General features: G+C 71.9%; 16 protein-coding genes. 11 read left to right on the top strand and 5 right to left on the bottom strand.

Features of this window, described 5'->3' with window-relative positions:
• The first annotated feature begins 58 nt into the window (after positions 1-58).
• The 7 genes from ureA to AC067N_RS20335 all read left to right on the top strand — a co-directional run bounded on the left by ureA (position 59) and on the right by AC067N_RS20335 (position 8,577).
• A complete protein-coding gene (gene ureA, locus AC067N_RS20365; protein WP_478680280.1) occupies positions 59-739 on the top strand; it encodes an urease subunit gamma in 681 nt (226 codons plus the stop codon).
• On the top strand, positions 736-2,442 hold the full coding sequence (locus tag AC067N_RS20360; RefSeq protein ID WP_478680279.1) for an urease subunit alpha: 1,707 nt from the start codon (positions 736-738) through the stop codon (positions 2,440-2,442). The genes ureA and AC067N_RS20360 overlap by 4 nt, the downstream gene beginning before the upstream one ends.
• Before the next feature lie 12 nt (positions 2,443-2,454).
• The gene (locus AC067N_RS20355; protein WP_478680278.1) at positions 2,455-3,516 is read left to right on the top strand and encodes an agmatine deiminase family protein; all 1,062 of its coding nucleotides are present in this window, start codon (positions 2,455-2,457) and stop codon (positions 3,514-3,516) included.
• Complete coding sequence (locus tag AC067N_RS20350; RefSeq protein WP_478680277.1) at positions 3,513-4,031, top strand: hypothetical protein; 519 nt, start codon at positions 3,513-3,515, stop codon at positions 4,029-4,031. The genes AC067N_RS20355 and AC067N_RS20350 overlap by 4 nt, the downstream gene beginning before the upstream one ends.
• A 50-nt stretch (positions 4,032-4,081) precedes the next feature.
• Positions 4,082-4,618, top strand: coding sequence for a TetR/AcrR family transcriptional regulator (locus AC067N_RS20345; RefSeq protein ID WP_478680381.1), 537 nt, complete (start codon positions 4,082-4,084; stop codon positions 4,616-4,618).
• 420 nt (positions 4,619-5,038) lie between these two features.
• Complete coding sequence (gene cimA, locus AC067N_RS20340; protein ID WP_478680276.1) at positions 5,039-6,643, top strand: citramalate synthase; 1,605 nt, start codon at positions 5,039-5,041, stop codon at positions 6,641-6,643.
• A 554-nt stretch (positions 6,644-7,197) separates the two neighbouring features.
• Positions 7,198-8,577, top strand: coding sequence for a hypothetical protein (locus AC067N_RS20335; RefSeq protein ID WP_478680275.1), 1,380 nt, complete (start codon positions 7,198-7,200; stop codon positions 8,575-8,577).
• A 179-nt stretch (positions 8,578-8,756) separates the two neighbouring features.
• Here the strand turns inward: AC067N_RS20335 and AC067N_RS20330 are convergent, their stop codons facing one another.
• Positions 8,757-9,542: a S1 family peptidase gene (locus AC067N_RS20330; protein ID WP_478680274.1), complete on the bottom strand. Its 786-nt coding sequence runs from the start codon at positions 9,540-9,542 to the stop codon at positions 8,757-8,759.
• 248 nt (positions 9,543-9,790) lie between these two features.
• On the opposite strand from AC067N_RS20330, the gene AC067N_RS20325 reads away from it, so the two are divergent.
• Positions 9,791-10,402, top strand: coding sequence for a YdeI/OmpD-associated family protein (locus AC067N_RS20325; protein ID WP_478680273.1), 612 nt, complete (start codon positions 9,791-9,793; stop codon positions 10,400-10,402).
• Positions 10,403-10,452: 50 nt separating this feature from the next.
• Here AC067N_RS20325 and AC067N_RS20320 read toward each other — a convergent pair whose 3' ends face one another.
• Entirely contained in the window at positions 10,453-11,073 is a 621-nt protein-coding gene (locus AC067N_RS20320) for a YceI family protein (protein WP_478680272.1), read from the bottom strand.
• A 147-nt stretch (positions 11,074-11,220) separates the two neighbouring features.
• Here AC067N_RS20320 and AC067N_RS20315 point away from each other — a divergent pair, with 147 nt between their 5' ends.
• From AC067N_RS20315 to AC067N_RS20305, 3 genes are all read left to right on the top strand, one after another.
• Positions 11,221-13,554, top strand: a complete 2,334-nt coding sequence (locus tag AC067N_RS20315) for a polysaccharide lyase 8 family protein (protein ID WP_478680271.1) — start codon at positions 11,221-11,223, stop codon at positions 13,552-13,554.
• Positions 13,555-13,718: 164 nt separating this feature from the next.
• The gene (locus tag AC067N_RS20310) at positions 13,719-15,302 is read left to right on the top strand and encodes an acyl-CoA carboxylase subunit beta (protein ID WP_478680270.1); all 1,584 of its coding nucleotides are present in this window, start codon (positions 13,719-13,721) and stop codon (positions 15,300-15,302) included.
• A gap of 57 nt (positions 15,303-15,359) precedes the next feature.
• Positions 15,360-15,551 (top strand): acyl-CoA carboxylase subunit epsilon, encoded by a 192-nt coding sequence (locus tag AC067N_RS20305; protein ID WP_478680269.1) that lies wholly within the window; start codon positions 15,360-15,362, stop codon positions 15,549-15,551.
• Positions 15,552-15,864: 313 nt separating this feature from the next.
• Here AC067N_RS20305 and AC067N_RS20300 read toward each other — a convergent pair whose 3' ends face one another.
• From AC067N_RS20300 to AC067N_RS20290, 3 genes are all read right to left on the bottom strand, one after another.
• Complete coding sequence (locus AC067N_RS20300; RefSeq protein ID WP_009314218.1) at positions 15,865-16,446, bottom strand: GTP-binding protein; 582 nt, start codon at positions 16,444-16,446, stop codon at positions 15,865-15,867.
• Positions 16,427-16,996, bottom strand: a complete 570-nt coding sequence (locus AC067N_RS20295; protein ID WP_478680268.1) for a DUF742 domain-containing protein — start codon at positions 16,994-16,996, stop codon at positions 16,427-16,429. The genes AC067N_RS20300 and AC067N_RS20295 overlap by 20 nt, the downstream gene beginning before the upstream one ends.
• A 98-nt stretch (positions 16,997-17,094) precedes the next feature.
• Complete coding sequence (locus AC067N_RS20290; RefSeq protein WP_004983065.1) at positions 17,095-17,508, bottom strand: roadblock/LC7 domain-containing protein; 414 nt, start codon at positions 17,506-17,508, stop codon at positions 17,095-17,097.
• Positions 17,509-17,518 lie beyond the last annotated feature (10 nt).

Here is a 17,518-nt window from a genome sequence, read left to right as displayed (position 1 = left end):
GTCTTTCCTCCTGCATTTAGAGTGACGCTCTAAATCCGTCCCGCAGAAGGTGCCGCCCATGCGACTCACCCCCACCGAGCGCGACCGACTGCTGCTCTTCGGCGCCGCGGAGCTTGCCCGGGCCCGGCGGGCGCGGGGTCTCCGGCTGAACGTGCCCGAGGCGACCGCGCTCGTCGCGGACACCGTCTGCGAGGCCGCGCGGGACGGGGCGCGGCTCGACGAGGCGATCGCACGGGCGCGGGCGGTGCTCGGGCCGGACGACGTCCTGCCCGGCGTCGCGGACGTCGTCACCGAGGTGCAGGTCGAAGCGGTCTTCGACGACGGTTCCCGGCTCGCGGTGGTCGCGGACCCGATCGGCGGCGGTCTCGGCGAGCGGGCGCCGGGCGCGCTGCTCCCGGGGCCCGCGCACGCCGACCCCGGGGCGGTCGCGCGGCTGACGGTGACCAACACGGCCACCGTGCCCGTCTCCGTCACCTCCCACTTCCACTTCTTCGAGGCCAACCCGCGCCTGGACTTCGCGCGGGCCGCGGCGTACGGGATGCGGCTGGCCGTGCCCGCCGGGTCGTCGGTGCGGTTCGGGCCGGGGGAGAGCGTCGAGGTGGGGCTGCTGCCCATCGGCGGTGAGCGGATCGCGATCGGCTTCGCCGGACTCGTCGACGGGCCCCTCGACGCGCCCGGAGCGAAGGAAGAGGCCCTGCGCAGGGCCGCCGCCTGCGGATACCTGGGAGCCACGCGATGAACCCGTCCACGAGCGGCCCGGCCGGCTCCCCGGTCGACCCTCACGCGTACGCCGCCACCCACGGCCCCCGCGCCGGGGACCGGCTCCGGCTCGGCGACTCGGGCCTCGTGATCCGGGTCGAGTCCGACGCCCAGCGGTACGGCGACGAGTTCCTCGCCGGTTTCGGCAAGACCGCGCGGGACGGGCTGCACCTCAAGGCGGCGGCGGTCCGGGACACCTGTGACGTCGTCATCAGCAACGTCGTCGTGATCGACGCGGTGCTGGGCATCCGGAAGGTCTCGATCGGCATCCGGGAGGGGCGGATCCACGCCGTCGGGCGGGCCGGGAACCCGGACACGCTCGACGGGGTCGACGTCGTGGTCGGCACGGGCACCTCCATCGTGTCCGGCGAGGGACTGATCGCCACCGCAGGGGCGGTGGACACGCACGTCCATCTGCTGTCGCCACGGATCATGGAGGCCTCGCTGGCCTCCGGGGTGACCACGGTCATCGGGCAGGAGTTCGGGCCGGTGTGGGGCGTCGGGGTCAACTCGCCGTGGGCGCTGCGGCACGCGTTCGCCGCGTTCGACGCCTGGCCGGTCAACATCGGTTTCCTCGGCCGGGGTTCGTCGTCGCACGAGGCCCCGCTGGTCGAGGCCCTCGCCGAGGGCGGCGCCTGCGGTTTCAAGGTGCACGAGGACATGGGCGCCCACACCCGCGCGCTGGACACGGCGTTGCGCGTCGCCGAGGAGCACGACGTCCAGGTGGCCCTGCACAGCGACGGGTTGAACGAGTGCCTGTCGGTCGAGGACACCCTGCGCGTGCTGGAGGGCCGTACGATCCACGCCTTCCACATCGAGGGCTGCGGCGGCGGCCATGTGCCCAACGTGCTGAAGATGGCCGGGGTGCCGAACGTCATCGGCTCCTCCACCAACCCGACCCTGCCCTTCGGCCGGGACGCCGTCGCCGAGCACTTCGGGATGATCGTCTCCGCCCACGGCCTCAAGACGGACCTGCCCGGTGACGCCGCCCTGGCCCGCGAGCGCATCCGCGCCGGGACGATGGGCGCCGAGGACGTGCTGCACGATCTGGGCGTCATCGGCATCACCTCGTCCGACGCGCAGGGCATGGGGCGCGCGGGCGAGACCGTGCGCCGGACCTTCGCCATGGCCGGGAAGATGAAGGCCGAGTCGGGCGCCCCGGACGACCACGACAACGAGCGCGTCCTGCGCTACATCGCCAAACTCACCGTCAACCCGGCCATCGCACACGGCCTCGCCCATGAGATCGGCTCGCTGGAGGTCGGCAAGCTCGCCGACATCGTGCTCTGGCGCCCGGAGTACTTCGGCGCCAAACCCCAGCTGGTGCTGAAGTCCGGCTTCCCGGCGTACGGCGTCGTCGGTGACCCGAACGCGGCCACCGACGCCTGTGAACCCCTCGTGCTGGGCCCGCAGTTCGGGGCGCACGGGGCGACGGCCGCCGACCTCTCCGTCGCGTTCGTGGCGCGCGCCGCGCTCGACGCGGGTGCCGACCGGCTGCCGACCCGCCGCCGCAGGGTCGCCGTGCGCGGCACCCGGGGCATCGGCCCCGCCGACCTGGTCCGCAACTCCCGTACCGGCTCGGTCGACGTGGACCCGCGCACCGGCCTGGTCACCCTCGACGGGGAGCCGCTCCGCTCCGAGCCGGCCGACTCCGTCTCCCTCAACCGGCTGTACTTCCTCTGAGAGGCCCTTGTGATGTCCGCTGCCGCCGACGGCTTCCGCATGCCCGCCGAGTGGGCCCCGCACGAGCGCACCTGGATGGCGTGGCCCGGCCCCAACCCCACCTTCGAGGACCCCGGCGACCTCGCCGCCGCCCGGACCGCCTGGGCCTCGGTCGCCCGCGCCGTCCGCCGCTTCGAACCGGTGACGGTGGTGTGCGGGCCGGGTCAGGCCGCCGAGGCCGCGGCCCTCCTCGGCCCCGGCGTCGACACCGTCGAACGCGACCTGGACGACGCCTGGATGCGCGACATCGGCCCCACCTTCCTGACCGACGGCCGGGGCCGGCTGGCCGCCGTCGACTGGCGGTTCAACGGCTGGGGCGCACAGCAGTGGGCCCGCTGGGAGCACGACGCCAGGATCGCCGCGTCCGTGGCGGACCTCGCCGGGGCCCGGACGTACGCCTCCACGCTCGTCAACGAGGGCGGCGCGATCCACGTCGACGGCGAGGGCACCGTCCTGCTGACGGAGACCGTGCAACTCGGGCCCGAACGCAACCCCGGCTGGACCCGTGAGGAGGTCGAGGCCGAGATCCACGCCCAGCTCGGCACCCGCAGGGCGATCTGGCTGCCGCGCGGTCTCACCGGCGACTATCCGCCCGGCGGCTTCGGCACCCTGGGCCACGTCGACATCGTCGCCGCGTTCGCGCGCCCCGGCGTGGTCGTCGCCCACTCCCAGCCGGACCCCGCCCACCCCGACCACGAGATCAGCAAGGAGATCATCGGACTGCTGCGGGCCCAGACCGACGCGCACGGACGGCGCCTGGAGGTCGTCGAGGTCCCCGCACCGACCGAGCTGGAGGCGGACGGCCGCTGGTCCGACCACTCCTACATCAACCACTACCTCTGCAACGGCGGAGTGGTCCTCTGCGGCTTCGACGACCCGCGCGACGAGGATGCCGCCGCGATCTTCCGCCGGCTGTTCCCCGACCGTACGGTCACCCTGGTCGACGCCCGCACGATCTTCGCCGGCGGGGGCGGCATCCACTGCATCACCCAGCAGCAGCCCAGGGCCCGGCGTCAGGTAGAAACGTACGGATGACCACACCACCGAGCGTCCCCGAGCGCGTCCTGAGCTGCGCCGCCTGCGACCGGCCCCTCACCGGGCCGCTGCGCCTGCTGCCCGAGGTGCCCGAGCGTCCGCTCTACGACGGGCGGAAGAACCCGGACGGCTCGCGGGGCGCCCCGTCGACGATGCCGCTCGGGACGTACGCGGTGGATCCGCTGCCGTGCGGGGCACCGTACGTTCCGCACCCCGATCCCGAGTGGATGGACGTCGCCCACCCCGGCAACGCGGTGACCCTGGACCCCGACGGGCCGGGCTGTCTGATGTCCGCCGGGCCGCGCGACACCCTGGTCGTGCACCCCGAGGACACCCGGCGGTACCTGTCCCCCGACCCGGCCGTGCAGGAGCCCGGATGCTGCGAGGTGGGACGCGCGGGGCCCAACGAGCTGTGCGGAGGGTGCGGCGCGGTGGTCGCGACGCTGTTCGCCGGCTGCACCGGCCCCTACGAGACCCACTTCCTGCCCGACGCCGTCCGCGTGGCCGCCCCGTGACCCGCCGCCGCAACACCGCTCCGCCCCGCGAGGAGGTCCTCGGCGCTGCCATGGCCATGATCGCCGAGCGGGGTCTGGAGAAGCTCACCATGGCGGCGCTCGGCCGCGAGGTCGGCATGAGCAGCGGCCATCTCCTCTACTACTTCCACTCCAAGGACGAGCTGCTGCTCGAGACCCTGGAGTGGAGCGAGGGCCGGCTCGGCGCCGAGCGCGCCCGGCTCCTCACCCGGACCGTCCCGGCCCGCGAACGCCTGGACGCGTACGTCGACCTGTACGTCCCCGACGGCCACCGCGACCCCCACTGGACGCTCTGGCTGGAGGTCTGGAACCGCTCGCAGAACGCCGACGACGAGGCCCGCGACCGCCAGGCCGCTATCGAGGGAGCCTGGCACCGCGACCTGGTGGCGCTGCTCGCCGAGGGCATGTCGCGCGGCGAGTTCCGGACCGTCGACCCCGACCGGTTCGCCGCCCGGCTGCGCGCCCTGCTCGACGGCTTCTCCATCAACGTGGCCGTCGGGCTGCGCGGAGCGGACCGCGGCCGGATCCTGTCCCATGTACGGGAGTTCCTGGACGACTCACTGGGCTGAACGCGGCGTTCGGGGTCCCGTCGCGCAGAGCCGCGCACACCACGGCCACGGACGTCGAGACGCCGCGCACCGATCGGGTGGTGCGGCAGGTGTCCTGATTGACGCGGGGCCGGACAGCGCACTGCTCGCATCCTGAGACGGACGGTGAGCACCGGGACGGTATGTGCCAGACTGCCCCCGTGCTCTCGTTCGCCATGATTATTGGCAGCAGGCGCGCCGGTCCGCAGTGACCGCCACGTACGACCACGTACGGGCGGACACCGTCGTCCTCGACCCGCGCGCAGACCTCTCGCACCCGCGAGAGGTTTTTCGCATTTCTGGCCCACCCCCAGCCGGGAACGCAGCGCGCGGGATGATGGGAGGACGGTGGAGCCGGTCATTCCGGTACAGACCGAGATCTGACATCAGGAGCCGAACACCATGACGGAAACCAGCGAACTCGACGACTCGTTCCACGTCTTCGACACCACCTTGCGAGACGGCGCCCAGCGCGAGGGCATCAACCTCACCGTCGCGGACAAGCTGGCCATCGCTCGGCACCTGGACGACTTCGGAGTGGGCTTCATCGAGGGCGGCTGGCCGGGCGCCAACCCGAGGGACACCGAGTTCTTCGCCCGCGCCCAGAAGGAGATCGACTTCAGGCACGCCCGGCTCGTCGCGTTCGGCGCCACCCGCCGCGCCGGCGGCAGAGCGAGCGAGGACCCCCAGGTCAAGGCGCTCCTCGACTCCGGCGCCCCGGTCATCACCCTGGTCGCCAAGTCCCACGACCGGCATGTGGAGCTGGCGCTGCGCACCACGCTGGAGGAGAACCTGGAGATGGTCCGCGACACCGTCTCCCACCTCCGTGAGCAGGGCCGCCGGGTCTTCGTCGACTGCGAGCACTTCTTCGACGGCTACCGCGCCAACCCCGAGTACGCCAAGTCCGTCGTCCGCACCGCCGCCGAGGCCGGCGCCGACGTCGTGATCCTCTGCGACACCAACGGCGGCATGCTCCCCGCCCAGGTCCAGGCGGTCGTCTCCACCGTCCTCGCCGACACCGGCGCCCGGCTCGGCATCCACGCCCAGGACGACACCGGCTGCGCCGTCGCCAACACCCTCGCCGCCGTGGACGCGGGCGCCACCCACGTCCAGTGCACGGCCAACGGCTACGGCGAGCGCGTCGGCAACTCCAACCTCTTCCCGGTCGTCGCCGCCCTGGAGCTGAAGTACGGCAAGAAGGTCCTCCCCGACGGCGCCCTGCGCGAGATGACCCGCATCTCCCACGCCATCGCCGAGGTCGTCAACCTCACCCCGTCCACGCACCAGCCGTACGTCGGCGTCTCCGCCTTCGCGCACAAGGCCGGTCTGCACGCCTCCGCCATCAAGGTCGACCCCGACCTGTACCAGCACATCGACCCCGAGCAGGTCGGCAACACCATGCGGATGCTGGTCTCCGACATGGCCGGCCGCGCCTCCATCGAGCTCAAGGGCAAGGAGCTGGGCGTCGACCTCGGCGGCGACCGCGAGCTGATCGGCCGGGTCGTCGAACGGGTCAAGGAGCGCGAACTCAAGGGCTACACGTACGAGGCGGCGGACGCGTCGTTCGAACTGCTGCTCCGCGAGGAGGTGGCCGGCAAGCCGCTGCGCTACTTCAGCACCGAGTCCTGGCGCGCCATCGTCGAGGACCGGCCCGACGGCAGCCACGCCAACGAGGCCACCGTCAAACTGTGGGCCAAGAGCGAGCGCATCGTCGCCACCGCCGAGGGCAACGGCCCGGTCAACGCCCTCGACCGCGCCCTGCGCGTCGCCCTGGAGCGGATCTACCCCCAGCTCGCCAAGATGGAGCTGGTCGACTACAAGGTCCGCATCCTGGAGGGCAAGCACGGCACCAACTCCACGACCCGTGTGCTGATCTCCACCACCGACGGCACCGGCGAGTGGTCCACGGTGGGCGTCGCGGAGAACGTCATCGCCGCCTCCTGGCAGGCCCTGGAGGACGCCTACACCTACGGCCTGCTCCGGGCCGGGGTCGAGCCGGCGGAGTGACCTCCCGGCCGGGTCGGCGCGAGTCCTCGGCGAGTTCCTCGAACCCGTCGAGGCTCACGGCCCGGGCACGGGACCGGACCTGACCGGGCCGCGGCCCGGAGATCCCCGCCGTGGTGATGCCGACGACCGTCGCCTGCCTGCCTGCCCGTCGTCCGCCCGCCTGCCTGCCTGCCCGTCGTCCGCCCGCCGCCCGACTGTCGCCTGCCCGTCCGTCGTCCGCCCGCCGACCGCCCGTCGTCCGTCCGCCCGCCAGCCCCCGACCGTCGTCCGGGTAGGCCCGGCCCCGGACGAACAGGCCGTCAGAGGTCCCGCCGAACCCTCCGCCACCCGGGACCGCCTCCCCCTCCCCGCCGCAGCACGTGGCCAGCAGACCTCCCGAACATCCGTACAGGCGATCCCGGCGCCTTGTGGAGCCGACCGGCGACTCCTGAGCGCTGATCCCCGGCGGCCGACCGCCCCGTCCACCGTCGGCGGCGGCAAGCCGAACCCTCAGGTTCCGGCTTCCCGTCGGTCCGATTGTCCGTTTTTACGGCGATAGCGGTAGCTTCGAAGATATGAAGGGCGCACCGGTCCGACCCCTGACCCGTCTTCTGATCGTGCCGCTCATCGCAGCAGCCCTGGCGGTGCTGTCGATCGGCGCGCCCGGAGCCCACGCGGCCACCGATCTGTCGACGGTGGCCGCGTCCCTGCGCGAGAGCCCCGTCTACGTCGACCCGGCCGCCTCCGACCTGCTCTCCGCGTCGGACGCCGAAGCCCTCGCCGACAAGATCGTGGACGCGGACGAGCCGATCCTCGTCGCCGTCCTCCCGGCCGACTACCCCACCCAGGGCCTCTTCCGGAACCTCCGCACGGAGACCGGCATCACCGGCCTGTACGCCGTCCGCCTCGGCGACCGCTTCGACGCGAGGGCCGACAGCGGCGTCCTGAGCGAGCAGGCGGTGTCGAACCTGGTCGCGGCGGCGCAGGGCGCGGGCGACGCCAAGGCCCAGCTCAACGACTTCGTGGACGACGCCCTGCGCAGCAACCCGGGCGGCACGGCCCCGTCGAGCTGGAGCGGCGGCGGAGGCGACGAGGGCGTCGACGCCGGCGCCCTGGCCGCCGCCGGCGCGGTGGTGGTGGCGGGTGGTGTCGGGGCCTACGCCCTGGTGCGCCGTCGGCGCCGCCGGGAGGAGGCGGAGCGCCGCGAGGCCCTGGAGAAGCTCCGCGTGGTGGTCGACGAGGACATCACCGCCTTCGGCGAGGAACTCGACCGGCTCGACTTCCACCCCGCGGAGGCGGGCGCGGACGACGCGATGCGCGCCGACTACGAGCGGGCCCTCGACGCGTACGAGAGGGCGAAGTCGCTCATGGCGGCGGCCGTCCGCCCCGAGGACGTGCGCGCGGTCACCCAGGCCCTGGAGGACGGCCGCTTCTCCCTCGTCCTGCTGGCCGCCCGCCGGGAGGGCCGCCCGCTGCCCGAACGCCGTGCCCCCTGCTTCTTCGACCCCCGCCACGGCCCCTCGGTCGCCGACGTCCTGTGGACCCCGCCGCTGGGCGGCGCGTCCCGCGAGGTCCCGGTGTGCGCGGCGGACCAGGCCCGGCTGGCGGACGGCCGGGAGCCCATGGTCCGCGAGGTGGAGACCGTCTCCGGCGCCCGCCGCCCGTACTGGGACGCGGGCCCCGCCTATGGCCCCTGGGCGGGCGGCTACTTCGGCGGCGGCATCCTCCCCGGCCTCCTCGTCGGCACCATGCTCGGCAGCATGATGGCCACCCCCTCCTACGCGGCCGTCTACGGCGCCGGCTACGGCGACTTCGGCGCGGGCAGCGGCTACGACGGCGGTGACGTCTCCGGCGGCGACTTCGACACCGACGACTTCTCCGGCGGCTTCGGCGGCGGGGACTTCGGCGGCGGGGGCGACTTCGGAGGCGGCGGGGACTTCGGCGGCGGCTTCTGAGCGGCCGTCCGGACCCCCGGCCGACGCGTCGACGCACGGACCCGGACCCGGACGGCCCCGGACCCTGACTTGGGCTCGGGCCGGGCTCGGGCCGGACCCGGACTCGAACCACGCGCACGGGCCCGGCGCGGGAAGCGCCGGGCCCGTGGATGTCGTACGAGGTGGTGCGGGGCTCCCGGTCAGAGCGTGGCGGCGGCCGACGCTATCTGGGAGGCGAACGTCGAGACCTCGGTGTAGACGCCGGGGGCGTTGGGCCGGGCGCAGCCGTCGCCCCAGCTGACGATGCCGACCTGGATCCAGGCGCCGGCGTTGTCACGGCGGAACATCGGACCGCCCGAGTCGCCCTGGCAGGTGTCGACCCCGCCCGCGGCGAACCCGGCGCAGATCTCCTCGCCGGAGACGAGGCCGCTGTAGAGGCCGCCGTAGGCGCGGCAGGTCGCGTCACTGATGAACGGGACCGTCGCCTTGAGCATGTAGCGCTGCTGGGACCCGCCCTCGCGAGCCGCTCCCCAGCCGGCGACGGTGAAGTCACCGGTGTTGTACTGCGTGTTGGTGGCGATCTTCAGAGTGGGCAGGTTGATCGGCTGGGCGAGCTTGATGAGGGCCCAGTCCTTGCCGGTGCCGTTGTATCCGGGGGCCCGGTACACCTTGGTGGAGCGGACCTGGACCCGGCCGCTGGTGCTCTGGAGGTCCACGACGCCGGCCGTGGCGGTGATGCTCGTGTTGTTCCCGGTCGCGCCGACGCAGTGGGCGGCCGTGAGGACGATCTGCTGCGTGTACAGCGCGCCTCCACAGCCCATCGACAGCCGGACCATGAACGGGAACTCGCCCTGTGCCGCTCGCGTGCCGCCGACGACGGGCGACGGGGCGGCCTCGGCGGCCGAGACCGGCTGGAGGCTGGCGATCGCGAGCGCGGCGGCGCCGACGGCGGCGCATCTCTTCAGGGCGGTGATGAGTCGCTTCAAGGTGATGCCTTCCGTGGGGGGTTGACATGCGGGGACTCGTGCAACCGAAGCCCGATTTGACGAGAACATGTCAAATCAGACATCACATGGGGAATGTGCTGTCTGCTGGCATGCTCAAATCAATTTCGGTTGCTGGATTATGGGAACGCCGAAACCCCTCACACAAGAGGTACGAACCAGCCAGCTTCCTTCCCGCGCAGCCCGCCTGTAGGACGGAACCTGTCCTACAGGCGTCCTAGCTTGGCTTCATGGCCACCCACCACACTGCTGAAGCCCCCGTAGCCGTCGAAGACCACCAGGCCGCCGACGCCCGGGCGTTCGAGGACGCCGGTCAACTCGACGCCTGGCTCGGCGCTCACCCCGCGCCGCACCCCGGTCTGTGGGTCAAGGTCGCCAAGAAGGGGAGCGGCATCCCGTCCGTCGGCGCCGGGGAGGTCAATGACGTCGCCCTCTGCCACGGCTGGATCACCGGGCACCGACGCCGGTTCGACGAGTTCCACTACCTGCAGCGGATCACACCGCGCAGACCGCGCAGCGACTGGTCGGCGGTGAATGTGCGCAGAGTGGAGCAGCTGACCGCGCAGGGCCGCATGCGGCCCGGCGGTCTCGCGGAGGTCGACGCGGCGAAGGCCGACGGGCGCTGGGCGTCGGCGTACGCGTCCCAGAAGGAGGCCGCCGTGCCGGAGGATTTGGCGGCCGCTCTCGCCCGCAGCCCTCGCGCCCGGCAGGCGTTCGAACGGCTCGGGAGGACGGACCGGTACCTCGTCATCCTGACCCTGCTGAAGGCCCGTACGCCCCGCACGCGTGCCGCCCGTCTGAGGACGGCGCTGGACGGGCTGGAAGGGGGCCACACGCGGTGAGAACCGGCCGGTCCTCACCGCGTGTGGCCCCCTGCTCTCACTCGCCCGGGTCACTCGGCGTTGCGGATCGCCGAGATGTCGAAGCGCAGCTTGATCTTGTCGGAGACCAGCACGCCGCCCGTCTCCAGCGCGGCGTTCCACGTCAGGCCCCACTCGGAGCGCAGGATCTCCGCCTTGCCCTCGAAGCCGACGCGCTCGTTGCCGAAGGGGTCCTTGGCTGCGCCGTTGAACTCCAGGTCGATGGTGAGCGGCTTGGTGGTGCCGAGGATGGAGAGGTCGCCGGTGATGCGGTAGTCGTCGCCGCCGAGGGCCTCCGCCGAGGTGGAGCGGAAGGTCATCGTCGGGAACTCGTCCGTCCTGAAGAAGTCCGCGCTCTTCAGGTGACCGTCCCGGTCGGCGTTGCCGGTGTCGATGCTGTCCATCCTGACGTCGAGGGAAGCGGTGGAGCGGGACGGGTCCGTCCCGTCGAGGTGCAGCGAGCCGGAGAAGTCGAGGAAGCCGCCCTTGACGTTGGTGACCATCGCGTGCCGGGCCACGAAGCCGATGGTCGTGTGCGACGGGTCGATCGTGTAGTCACCGGTCAGCGCGGCCTGCTCGGGGTTCACCGAGGAGGCGGTCGCCACGGCGCTCTCGGAGGCGGTGGTCTCGTTCTTGCGGCCGAAGATGCTCATGACGTACTCCCTGGAGGTAATGTCGTTCAACGTTCAATTAACTGAACACGGCCCACCGTAGACCTATTCCGTTCAACTTTCAACCGTGTCGGTCGGGTGATCATCGCGTTACGCAACGTTGATCTTCGTGTGGGGAACTGGTACGGCATGGGCATGACCCCCACGCGCCGTACCTTCCTCCTCGCCGCGACCCTCGCGGCGGCCACCCCGACCGCCGAGCAGCCCGACGAGTTCGCCGCCCTCCGCCACCGCTGGCTCGACATCGCCCTCGGCACCGGCTACGACCCCACGGCCGAGCCCTACGCCTCCCGGCTCCGGGAGACCGGCGAGCTGGGCCGGCGCTTCCGGGCGGCCATGGCGCCCGATGCCCGCTCCCTCTGGCCGGACCGCCCCTTCGACCCGCCCTCAGGCATCACCCAGAGCTACAGCCGGCTGTGGACGATGACCCGGGCGTACCTCCAGCCTGGCACCGGCTCGACGGGCGACGCCACCCTCCTCGCGGACATCACCCGCGGCCTCGACCATCTCTCCGCGACCGTCTACAACCCCACGACCACCCGCTACGGCAACTGGTGGGAATGGCAGATCGGCAGCCCCCGCCTCCTGACGGACACCGTCGCGGCCCTGCACGACGAGCTGACGCCCGCCCGGAGGGCCGCCGCCTGCGCGGCGATCGACCACTTCATCCCCGACGCGGCGCTGCGCGAGTACACCGGCACATCCACCGGCGCCAACCGGGTCGACCTCTGCCGCTCCGTCGCCCTGCGCGGCATCCTCGGCCGGGCCCCCGAGAAGATCGCCCTCGCCCGCGACGCCCTCTCGCCCGTCTTCCCTCACGTCACCCAGGGGGACGGGCTCTACGCCGACGGTTCCTTCGTGCAGCACACCTGGGTCGCCTACTCGGGGACGTACGGGCAGGTGATGCTCGACGGGCTCGGGCGGCTGTTCGCCCTGCTGGCCGGGTCCACCTGGCATGTCACCGACCCGGGCAGGCGGATCGTCCTCGACAGCGTCGAGCGGGCGTACGCGCCCCTCGTCCATGACGGCCTGGTCATGGACACCGTCAACGGCCGCGCCATCAGCCGGGGGTACCTGAAGAGCGACGACCGGCACCTCCTGCGCGGCGACCACTTCCACGGACAGGCGCTCATCGCGGCGATCGCCCTCCTCGCGCTCGGCGCGGGTACCGCCGAGCGCGACCGGTGGCACGGGCGTATCAAGGGGTGGATCGAGCGCGACACGGTGGCGCCGATCCTCACCGCCGGACAGTTCGGCGTCGCGGACCTGGTCCGGCTCCACGCCGTCGCCGCGTCCCCGGCTCCGCCCGCTCCCGACCCCGTCGGCCACCACCTCTTCGCCGCCATGGACCGCGTCGTGCACCGCCGCCCGGGCTTCGTGCTCACCCTCGCCATGGCCTCCGACCGCATCGCCCACTACGAGTGCGGCAACGGCGAGAACCCGCGCGGCTGGCACACCGGAGCCGGGATGACGCTGTGGTGGTCCAAGGGACGCGGCGGCCGCACCGATCAGTACACCGACTGGTTCTGGCCGACCGTCGACTGGTACCGGCTCCCCGGCACGACCGTCTCCACCAAGCGCCTCGCCGACCAGGAGGGCGGCGAGTGGGGCACCCCCAAGCCCGCCGTGCGATGGGTCGGCGGGACCACCGACGGCGAGTACGCGGCGATCGGCCAGCACCTCGAAGGTCTCGGATCCACCCTGCGGGCCCACAAGTCGTGGTTCTGCGTCGACGACTCCGTCATCTGCCTCGGCGCGGGGATCAGCTGCACGGACGGCGTACCGGTCGAGACCGTCGTCGACAACCGCAATCTGGGCCACCCCGACGACAGCGGGCCCCGCACCTTCGTCCGGGGCCCGGGCTGGGCCCATCTGGCGGGCCACGGCGGCTGGGTCCTCCCCGGTCGCCGCACACGAGCGGACCTGCGCACCCTCCGCGAGGACCGCACCGGCGCCTGGTCCGACATCAACACCGACGGCACCACCGAACGCCGCACCCGGCGTTGGCAGACCCTCTGGCTGGACCACGGCACCGACCCCGCCGACGCCGCCTATGTCTACGTCCTGATGCCCGGGGCGTCGCGTCACGCCGTCGCCGCCCGCGCCGCCGACCGGCGCTGGTTGTCGGTCCTCGCCAACGACAGCGCGTGCCAGGCGGTCCACGTCGCCCCGCTGGGCCTGACGGCGGCGAACTTCTGGAAGGCCGGGCGGGCGGGGCCGCTCACCGCCTCGGCCGGGGCGAGCGTCCTGGTCCGCCGCCGGGGTCGCACCGCTACGCTCTGCGTGAGCGAACCACCGCGCACGGGCGGGCCGATCGAGATCACCTGGAACGGCCCGGTCCGCTCGGTGGCCCGGACCGACGCCTCCGTCCAGGTGCTGGAGGGGACGGGCCGCCGACTACGGCTCCGGGTGACCCCCGGCACCGCCTGCGCCACCCACACCTGTGAGGTGACTCTCGTCTGAGCCGACCCCACGCCTTTGTGAGACACCCACAAGCCGCACACCCCCTGAGCAGTCGGATCGGCTGCATGCCCGGACGGTTCTGTTCAGGGGTACCAGGAAAACGCGCCGGAGACTGTACGGAGTCAACGGCCCGGTTTTCTTGTTCGACTTCGTAAGGTCGCTACATGACCGTTTTGGATGAGGCGCCGGGTGAGCCGACGGACGCGCGCGGGCGAGTGGCCGAACTGCACGAGATCCGTGCCCAGGCGATCGCCGGCCCGAGTGAGAAGGCGACCGAGGCGCAGCACGCCAAGGGCAAGCTGACCTCCCGGGAGCGCATCGAGCTGCTGCTGGACCCGGGCTCCTTCAACGAGGTCGAGCAGCTGCGCCGGCACCGGGCCACCGGCTTCGGTCTGGAGGCCAAGAAGCCGTACACCGACGGTGTCGTCACCGGCTGGGGCACGGTGGAGGGCCGCACGGTCTTCGTCTACGCCCATGACTTCCGCATCTTCGGCGGCGCCCTCGGCGAGGCCCACGCCACCAAGATCCACAAGATCATGGACATGGCCATCGCGGCCGGTGCCCCGCTGGTCTCCCTCAACGACGGCGCGGGCGCCCGTATCCAGGAGGGCGTCTCCGCGCTCGCCGGCTACGGCGGCATCTTCCAGCGCAACACCAAGGCGTCCGGTGTCATCCCGCAGATCAGCGTGATGCTCGGCCCCTGCGCGGGCGGCGCGGCCTACAGCCCCGCCCTGACGGACTTCGTGTTCATGGTCCGCGAGACCTCGCAGATGTTCATCACCGGCCCGGACGTCGTCAAGGCCGTCACCGGCGAGGAGATCACCCAGAACGGCCTCGGCGGCGCGGACGTGCACGCCGAGACGAGCGGTGTCGCCCACTTCGCGTACGACGACGAGGAGACGTGCATCGCCGAGGTGCGCTACCTCCTGTCGATGCTCCCGCAGAACAACCGCGAGAACCCGCCGCGCGCTGAGGCCTCCGACCCGGTGGACCGCCGCAGCGACGTCCTCCTCGACCTGGTCCCGGCGGACGGCAACCGGCCGTACGACATGGCCAAGGTCATCGAGGAGATCGTCGACGACGGCGACTACCTGGAGGTCCACGAGCGCTGGGCCCGCAACATCATCTGCGCGCTGGGCCGGCTCGACGGCCAGGTGGTCGGCATCGTCGCCAACCAGCCGCAGACGCTGGCCGGTGTCCTGGACATCGAGGCCTCGGAGAAGGCCGCGCGTTTCGTGCAGATGTGCGACGCCTTCAACATCCCGATCGTCACTCTGTTGGACGTCCCCGGCTTCCTCCCTGGTGTAGACCAGGAGCACGGTGGAATCATCCGCCACGGCGCGAAGCTGCTGTACGCCTACTGCAACGCGACCGTGCCGAGGATCTCCCTGATCCTTCGGAAGGCCTACGGAGGTGCGTACATCGTCATGGACAGCCAGTCCATCGGTGCGGACCTCACCTACGCGTGGCCCACCAACGAGATCGCGGTGATGGGTGCCGAGGGCGCAGCCAACGTCATCTTCCGCCGCCAGATCGCCGAGGCCGAGGACCCCGAGGCGATGCGGGTCCGGATGGTCAAGGAGTACAAGGCCGAGCTGATGCACCCGTACTACGCGGCCGAGCGCGGCCTCGTGGACGACGTCATCGACCCCGCGGAGACCCGCTCGGTGCTCATCCGCTCCCTGGCGATGCTCCACACGAAGCACGCCGACCTGCCCTCCCGCAAGCACGGCAACCCGCCGCAGTAACCCACCGGTTCCTTCGCGGTACCCCTGCGGAAACCTCATCCACGGAGACTGACATCCATGAAGCTGCCTGATATTCGCGTCGAGAAGGGCCACGCCGAACCCGAGGAAGTGGCCGCGATCACCGCGCTGATCCTCGCCCGCGCGGCCGCCCGGCCCACCGAGGCCCCGGCCCACCGCGGCCGCGCCCGTGCCGGCTGGCGCCGTCTGGAGCGCGAGCCCGGCTTCCGCGCCCCGCACAGCTGGCGGTGACCTCGCGGCACCCGCCCGTCCGAAGGCCCCGGCGCCCCCGAACAGGGAGCGACCGGGGCCTTCGCGTGCGCAGGGTGAGCGAACTGGTCACCCTGCACCCCCGAGTCGGAGGTCCACCCCGGCCCGGGCTCGATCCAACGGCTCCCCGGAACCGCCGACGGCCTCTGGGGGCGCGGGGACCGCGCGAACAGCCCCGGCGGACCCGCGGGCGCCGAACCGGGCCCGCCCCCCCACGGCGAAGCGGCGGGCCCGGCAACACGAGAGGGGCCCCTCTCGGCGAGGGGCCCCTCTCGTACGGCTGAACGTCCCAGACCTACCGCAGGCGCGCCATCAGCGCGTGCTCGACCAGAGTGATCAGCGCCGACTTCGCGTCGGCCCGGTGCCGCGCGTCGGTCGTGATGATCGGGGTGTCGGGCCCGATCTGCAGCGCCTCCCGGACCTCGTCCGGGTTGTACGGCTGCTGCCCGTCGAAGCCGTTGAGGGCGATGACGAACGGCAGCCCGCTGTTCTCGAAGTAGTCCACCGCCGGGAAGCAGTCGGCCAGCCGCCGGGTGTCGACGAGGACGATCGCTCCGATGGCGCCGCGGACCAGGTCGTCCCACATGAACCAGAACCGGTCCTGGCCGGGGGTGCCGAACAGGTACAGGATCAGGTCCTGGTCCAGGGTGATACGGCCGAAGTCCATGGCGACGGTCGTCGTCGTCTTGTCTCCGGTGTGGGTGAGGTCGTCGATGCCCGCGGAAGCGGACGTCATCACGGCCTCGGTACGCAGCGGGTTGATCTCCGAGACGGCCCCGACGAACGTGGTCTTGCCCACGCCGAAGCCACCCGCCACCACGATCTTCGCTGAGGTGGTGGAGCGGGAAGGACCGCCGCTAGAGCTTGCGAAGTCCACTGAGCACCCTTTCGAGCAGTGTCACGTCTGGCTGGCCACCGGCGTTCTCGTCGCCGCCGGGCTGATGGATGGCGACCAGGCCCGCCTCCGCCAAGTCGGCGACGAGGATCCTGGCCACGCCGAGAGGGATCGTCAGCAGGGCCGAGATCTCGGCCACCGACTTGATCTCCCGGCAGAGGTTGCAGATCCGCTGATGCTCGGGCAGCTGGCCCTGCATCTGGTGCGGCTGCGCGGTGGTGTGCACCAGCGCCTCGATGGCGAGCTGGTAGCGCGGCCTGGTGCGGCCGCCCGTCATGGCGTACGGGCGCACCAGGGGGTTGCTCGCCGCCCCCGCGGGCGACGGCTCGGGGGTGCGGCGATGCGGCTGAACCGGCTGGATGCGCGGCGCAGGCGGCTGGTCGTACGGCGAAGGGCCGGGGCCCTGCGGTGCGTACGGCTGCTGACGGCTCGGTGCGGAGGGGAAGTTGTACCGGTTCTGGTCACCCTGGCCCGGCCCCTGGCCAGGGTAGGACCAGTTGCCCGACGATGAACCGCCTGGGGGTGTTGCCACGTTCTCTCCTCCTCCGACCGTGCTGGCATCCATGGCTCATTGGAAGCCGCGTCCCGAAACCTTACGGCCCCGGGACGCCAAAACGCACCGTCTGACCGTTAGTTGAGCAGGCTGCCCTGGAGCTCCGCACGAAGATCGGGCGTCAGGACCGTGCCGGCCCGGTCCACCAGAAGGGCCATCTCGTACCCGATGAGGCCGATGTCGGCTTCCGGATGTGCGAGAACGGCGAGTGAGGAACCGTCGGAAATGGACATGATGAACAGGAATCCCCGCTCCATCTCCACAACCGTCTGATTGACGCTGCCGCCTTCGAAAATGCGGGAGGCACCCGCGGTCAGAGAGGTCAGACCCGACGCGACGGCCGCCAGCTGGTCGGCTCGGTCGCGCGGAAACCCTTCGGACATCGCCAGAAGGAGTCCGTCGGCGGAGACCACCACCGTGTGGGACACCCCGGGGGTGTTGTCCACGAAGTTGGTGATCAACCAGTTCAGGTTCTGTGCCGCCTGGCTCATCGGGCTCACA

It is taken from the genome of Streptomyces sp. NPDC042364, from assembly GCF_056437585.1.
Note: the sequence above shows the minus strand (reverse complement) of the source record. Positions and strands in the feature narration are given on the sequence as shown.

Excerpts from the sequence above, each read along its gene's own strand:
- ureA (WP_478680280.1), top strand. The coding sequence starts at position 59 with ATGCGACTCACCCCCACCGAGCGCGACCGACTGCTGCTCTTCGGCGCC.
- AC067N_RS20360 (WP_478680279.1), top strand. The coding sequence starts at position 736 with ATGAACCCGTCCACGAGCGGCCCGGCCGGCTCCCCGGTCGACCCTCAC.
- AC067N_RS20355 (WP_478680278.1), top strand. The coding sequence starts at position 2,455 with ATGTCCGCTGCCGCCGACGGCTTCCGCATGCCCGCCGAGTGGGCCCCG.
- AC067N_RS20350 (WP_478680277.1), top strand. The coding sequence starts at position 3,513 with ATGACCACACCACCGAGCGTCCCCGAGCGCGTCCTGAGCTGCGCCGCC.
- AC067N_RS20345 (WP_478680381.1), top strand. The coding sequence starts at position 4,082 with ATGGCCATGATCGCCGAGCGGGGTCTGGAGAAGCTCACCATGGCGGCG.
- cimA (WP_478680276.1), top strand. The coding sequence starts at position 5,039 with ATGACGGAAACCAGCGAACTCGACGACTCGTTCCACGTCTTCGACACC.
- AC067N_RS20335 (WP_478680275.1), top strand. The coding sequence starts at position 7,198 with ATGAAGGGCGCACCGGTCCGACCCCTGACCCGTCTTCTGATCGTGCCG.
- AC067N_RS20325 (WP_478680273.1), top strand. The coding sequence starts at position 9,791 with ATGGCCACCCACCACACTGCTGAAGCCCCCGTAGCCGTCGAAGACCAC.
- AC067N_RS20320 (WP_478680272.1), bottom strand. The coding sequence starts at position 11,073 with ATGAGCATCTTCGGCCGCAAGAACGAGACCACCGCCTCCGAGAGCGCC.
- AC067N_RS20315 (WP_478680271.1), top strand. The coding sequence starts at position 11,221 with ATGGGCATGACCCCCACGCGCCGTACCTTCCTCCTCGCCGCGACCCTC.
- AC067N_RS20310 (WP_478680270.1), top strand. The coding sequence starts at position 13,719 with ATGACCGTTTTGGATGAGGCGCCGGGTGAGCCGACGGACGCGCGCGGG.
- AC067N_RS20305 (WP_478680269.1), top strand. The coding sequence starts at position 15,360 with ATGAAGCTGCCTGATATTCGCGTCGAGAAGGGCCACGCCGAACCCGAG.
- AC067N_RS20290 (WP_004983065.1), bottom strand. The coding sequence starts at position 17,508 with ATGAGCCAGGCGGCACAGAACCTGAACTGGTTGATCACCAACTTCGTG.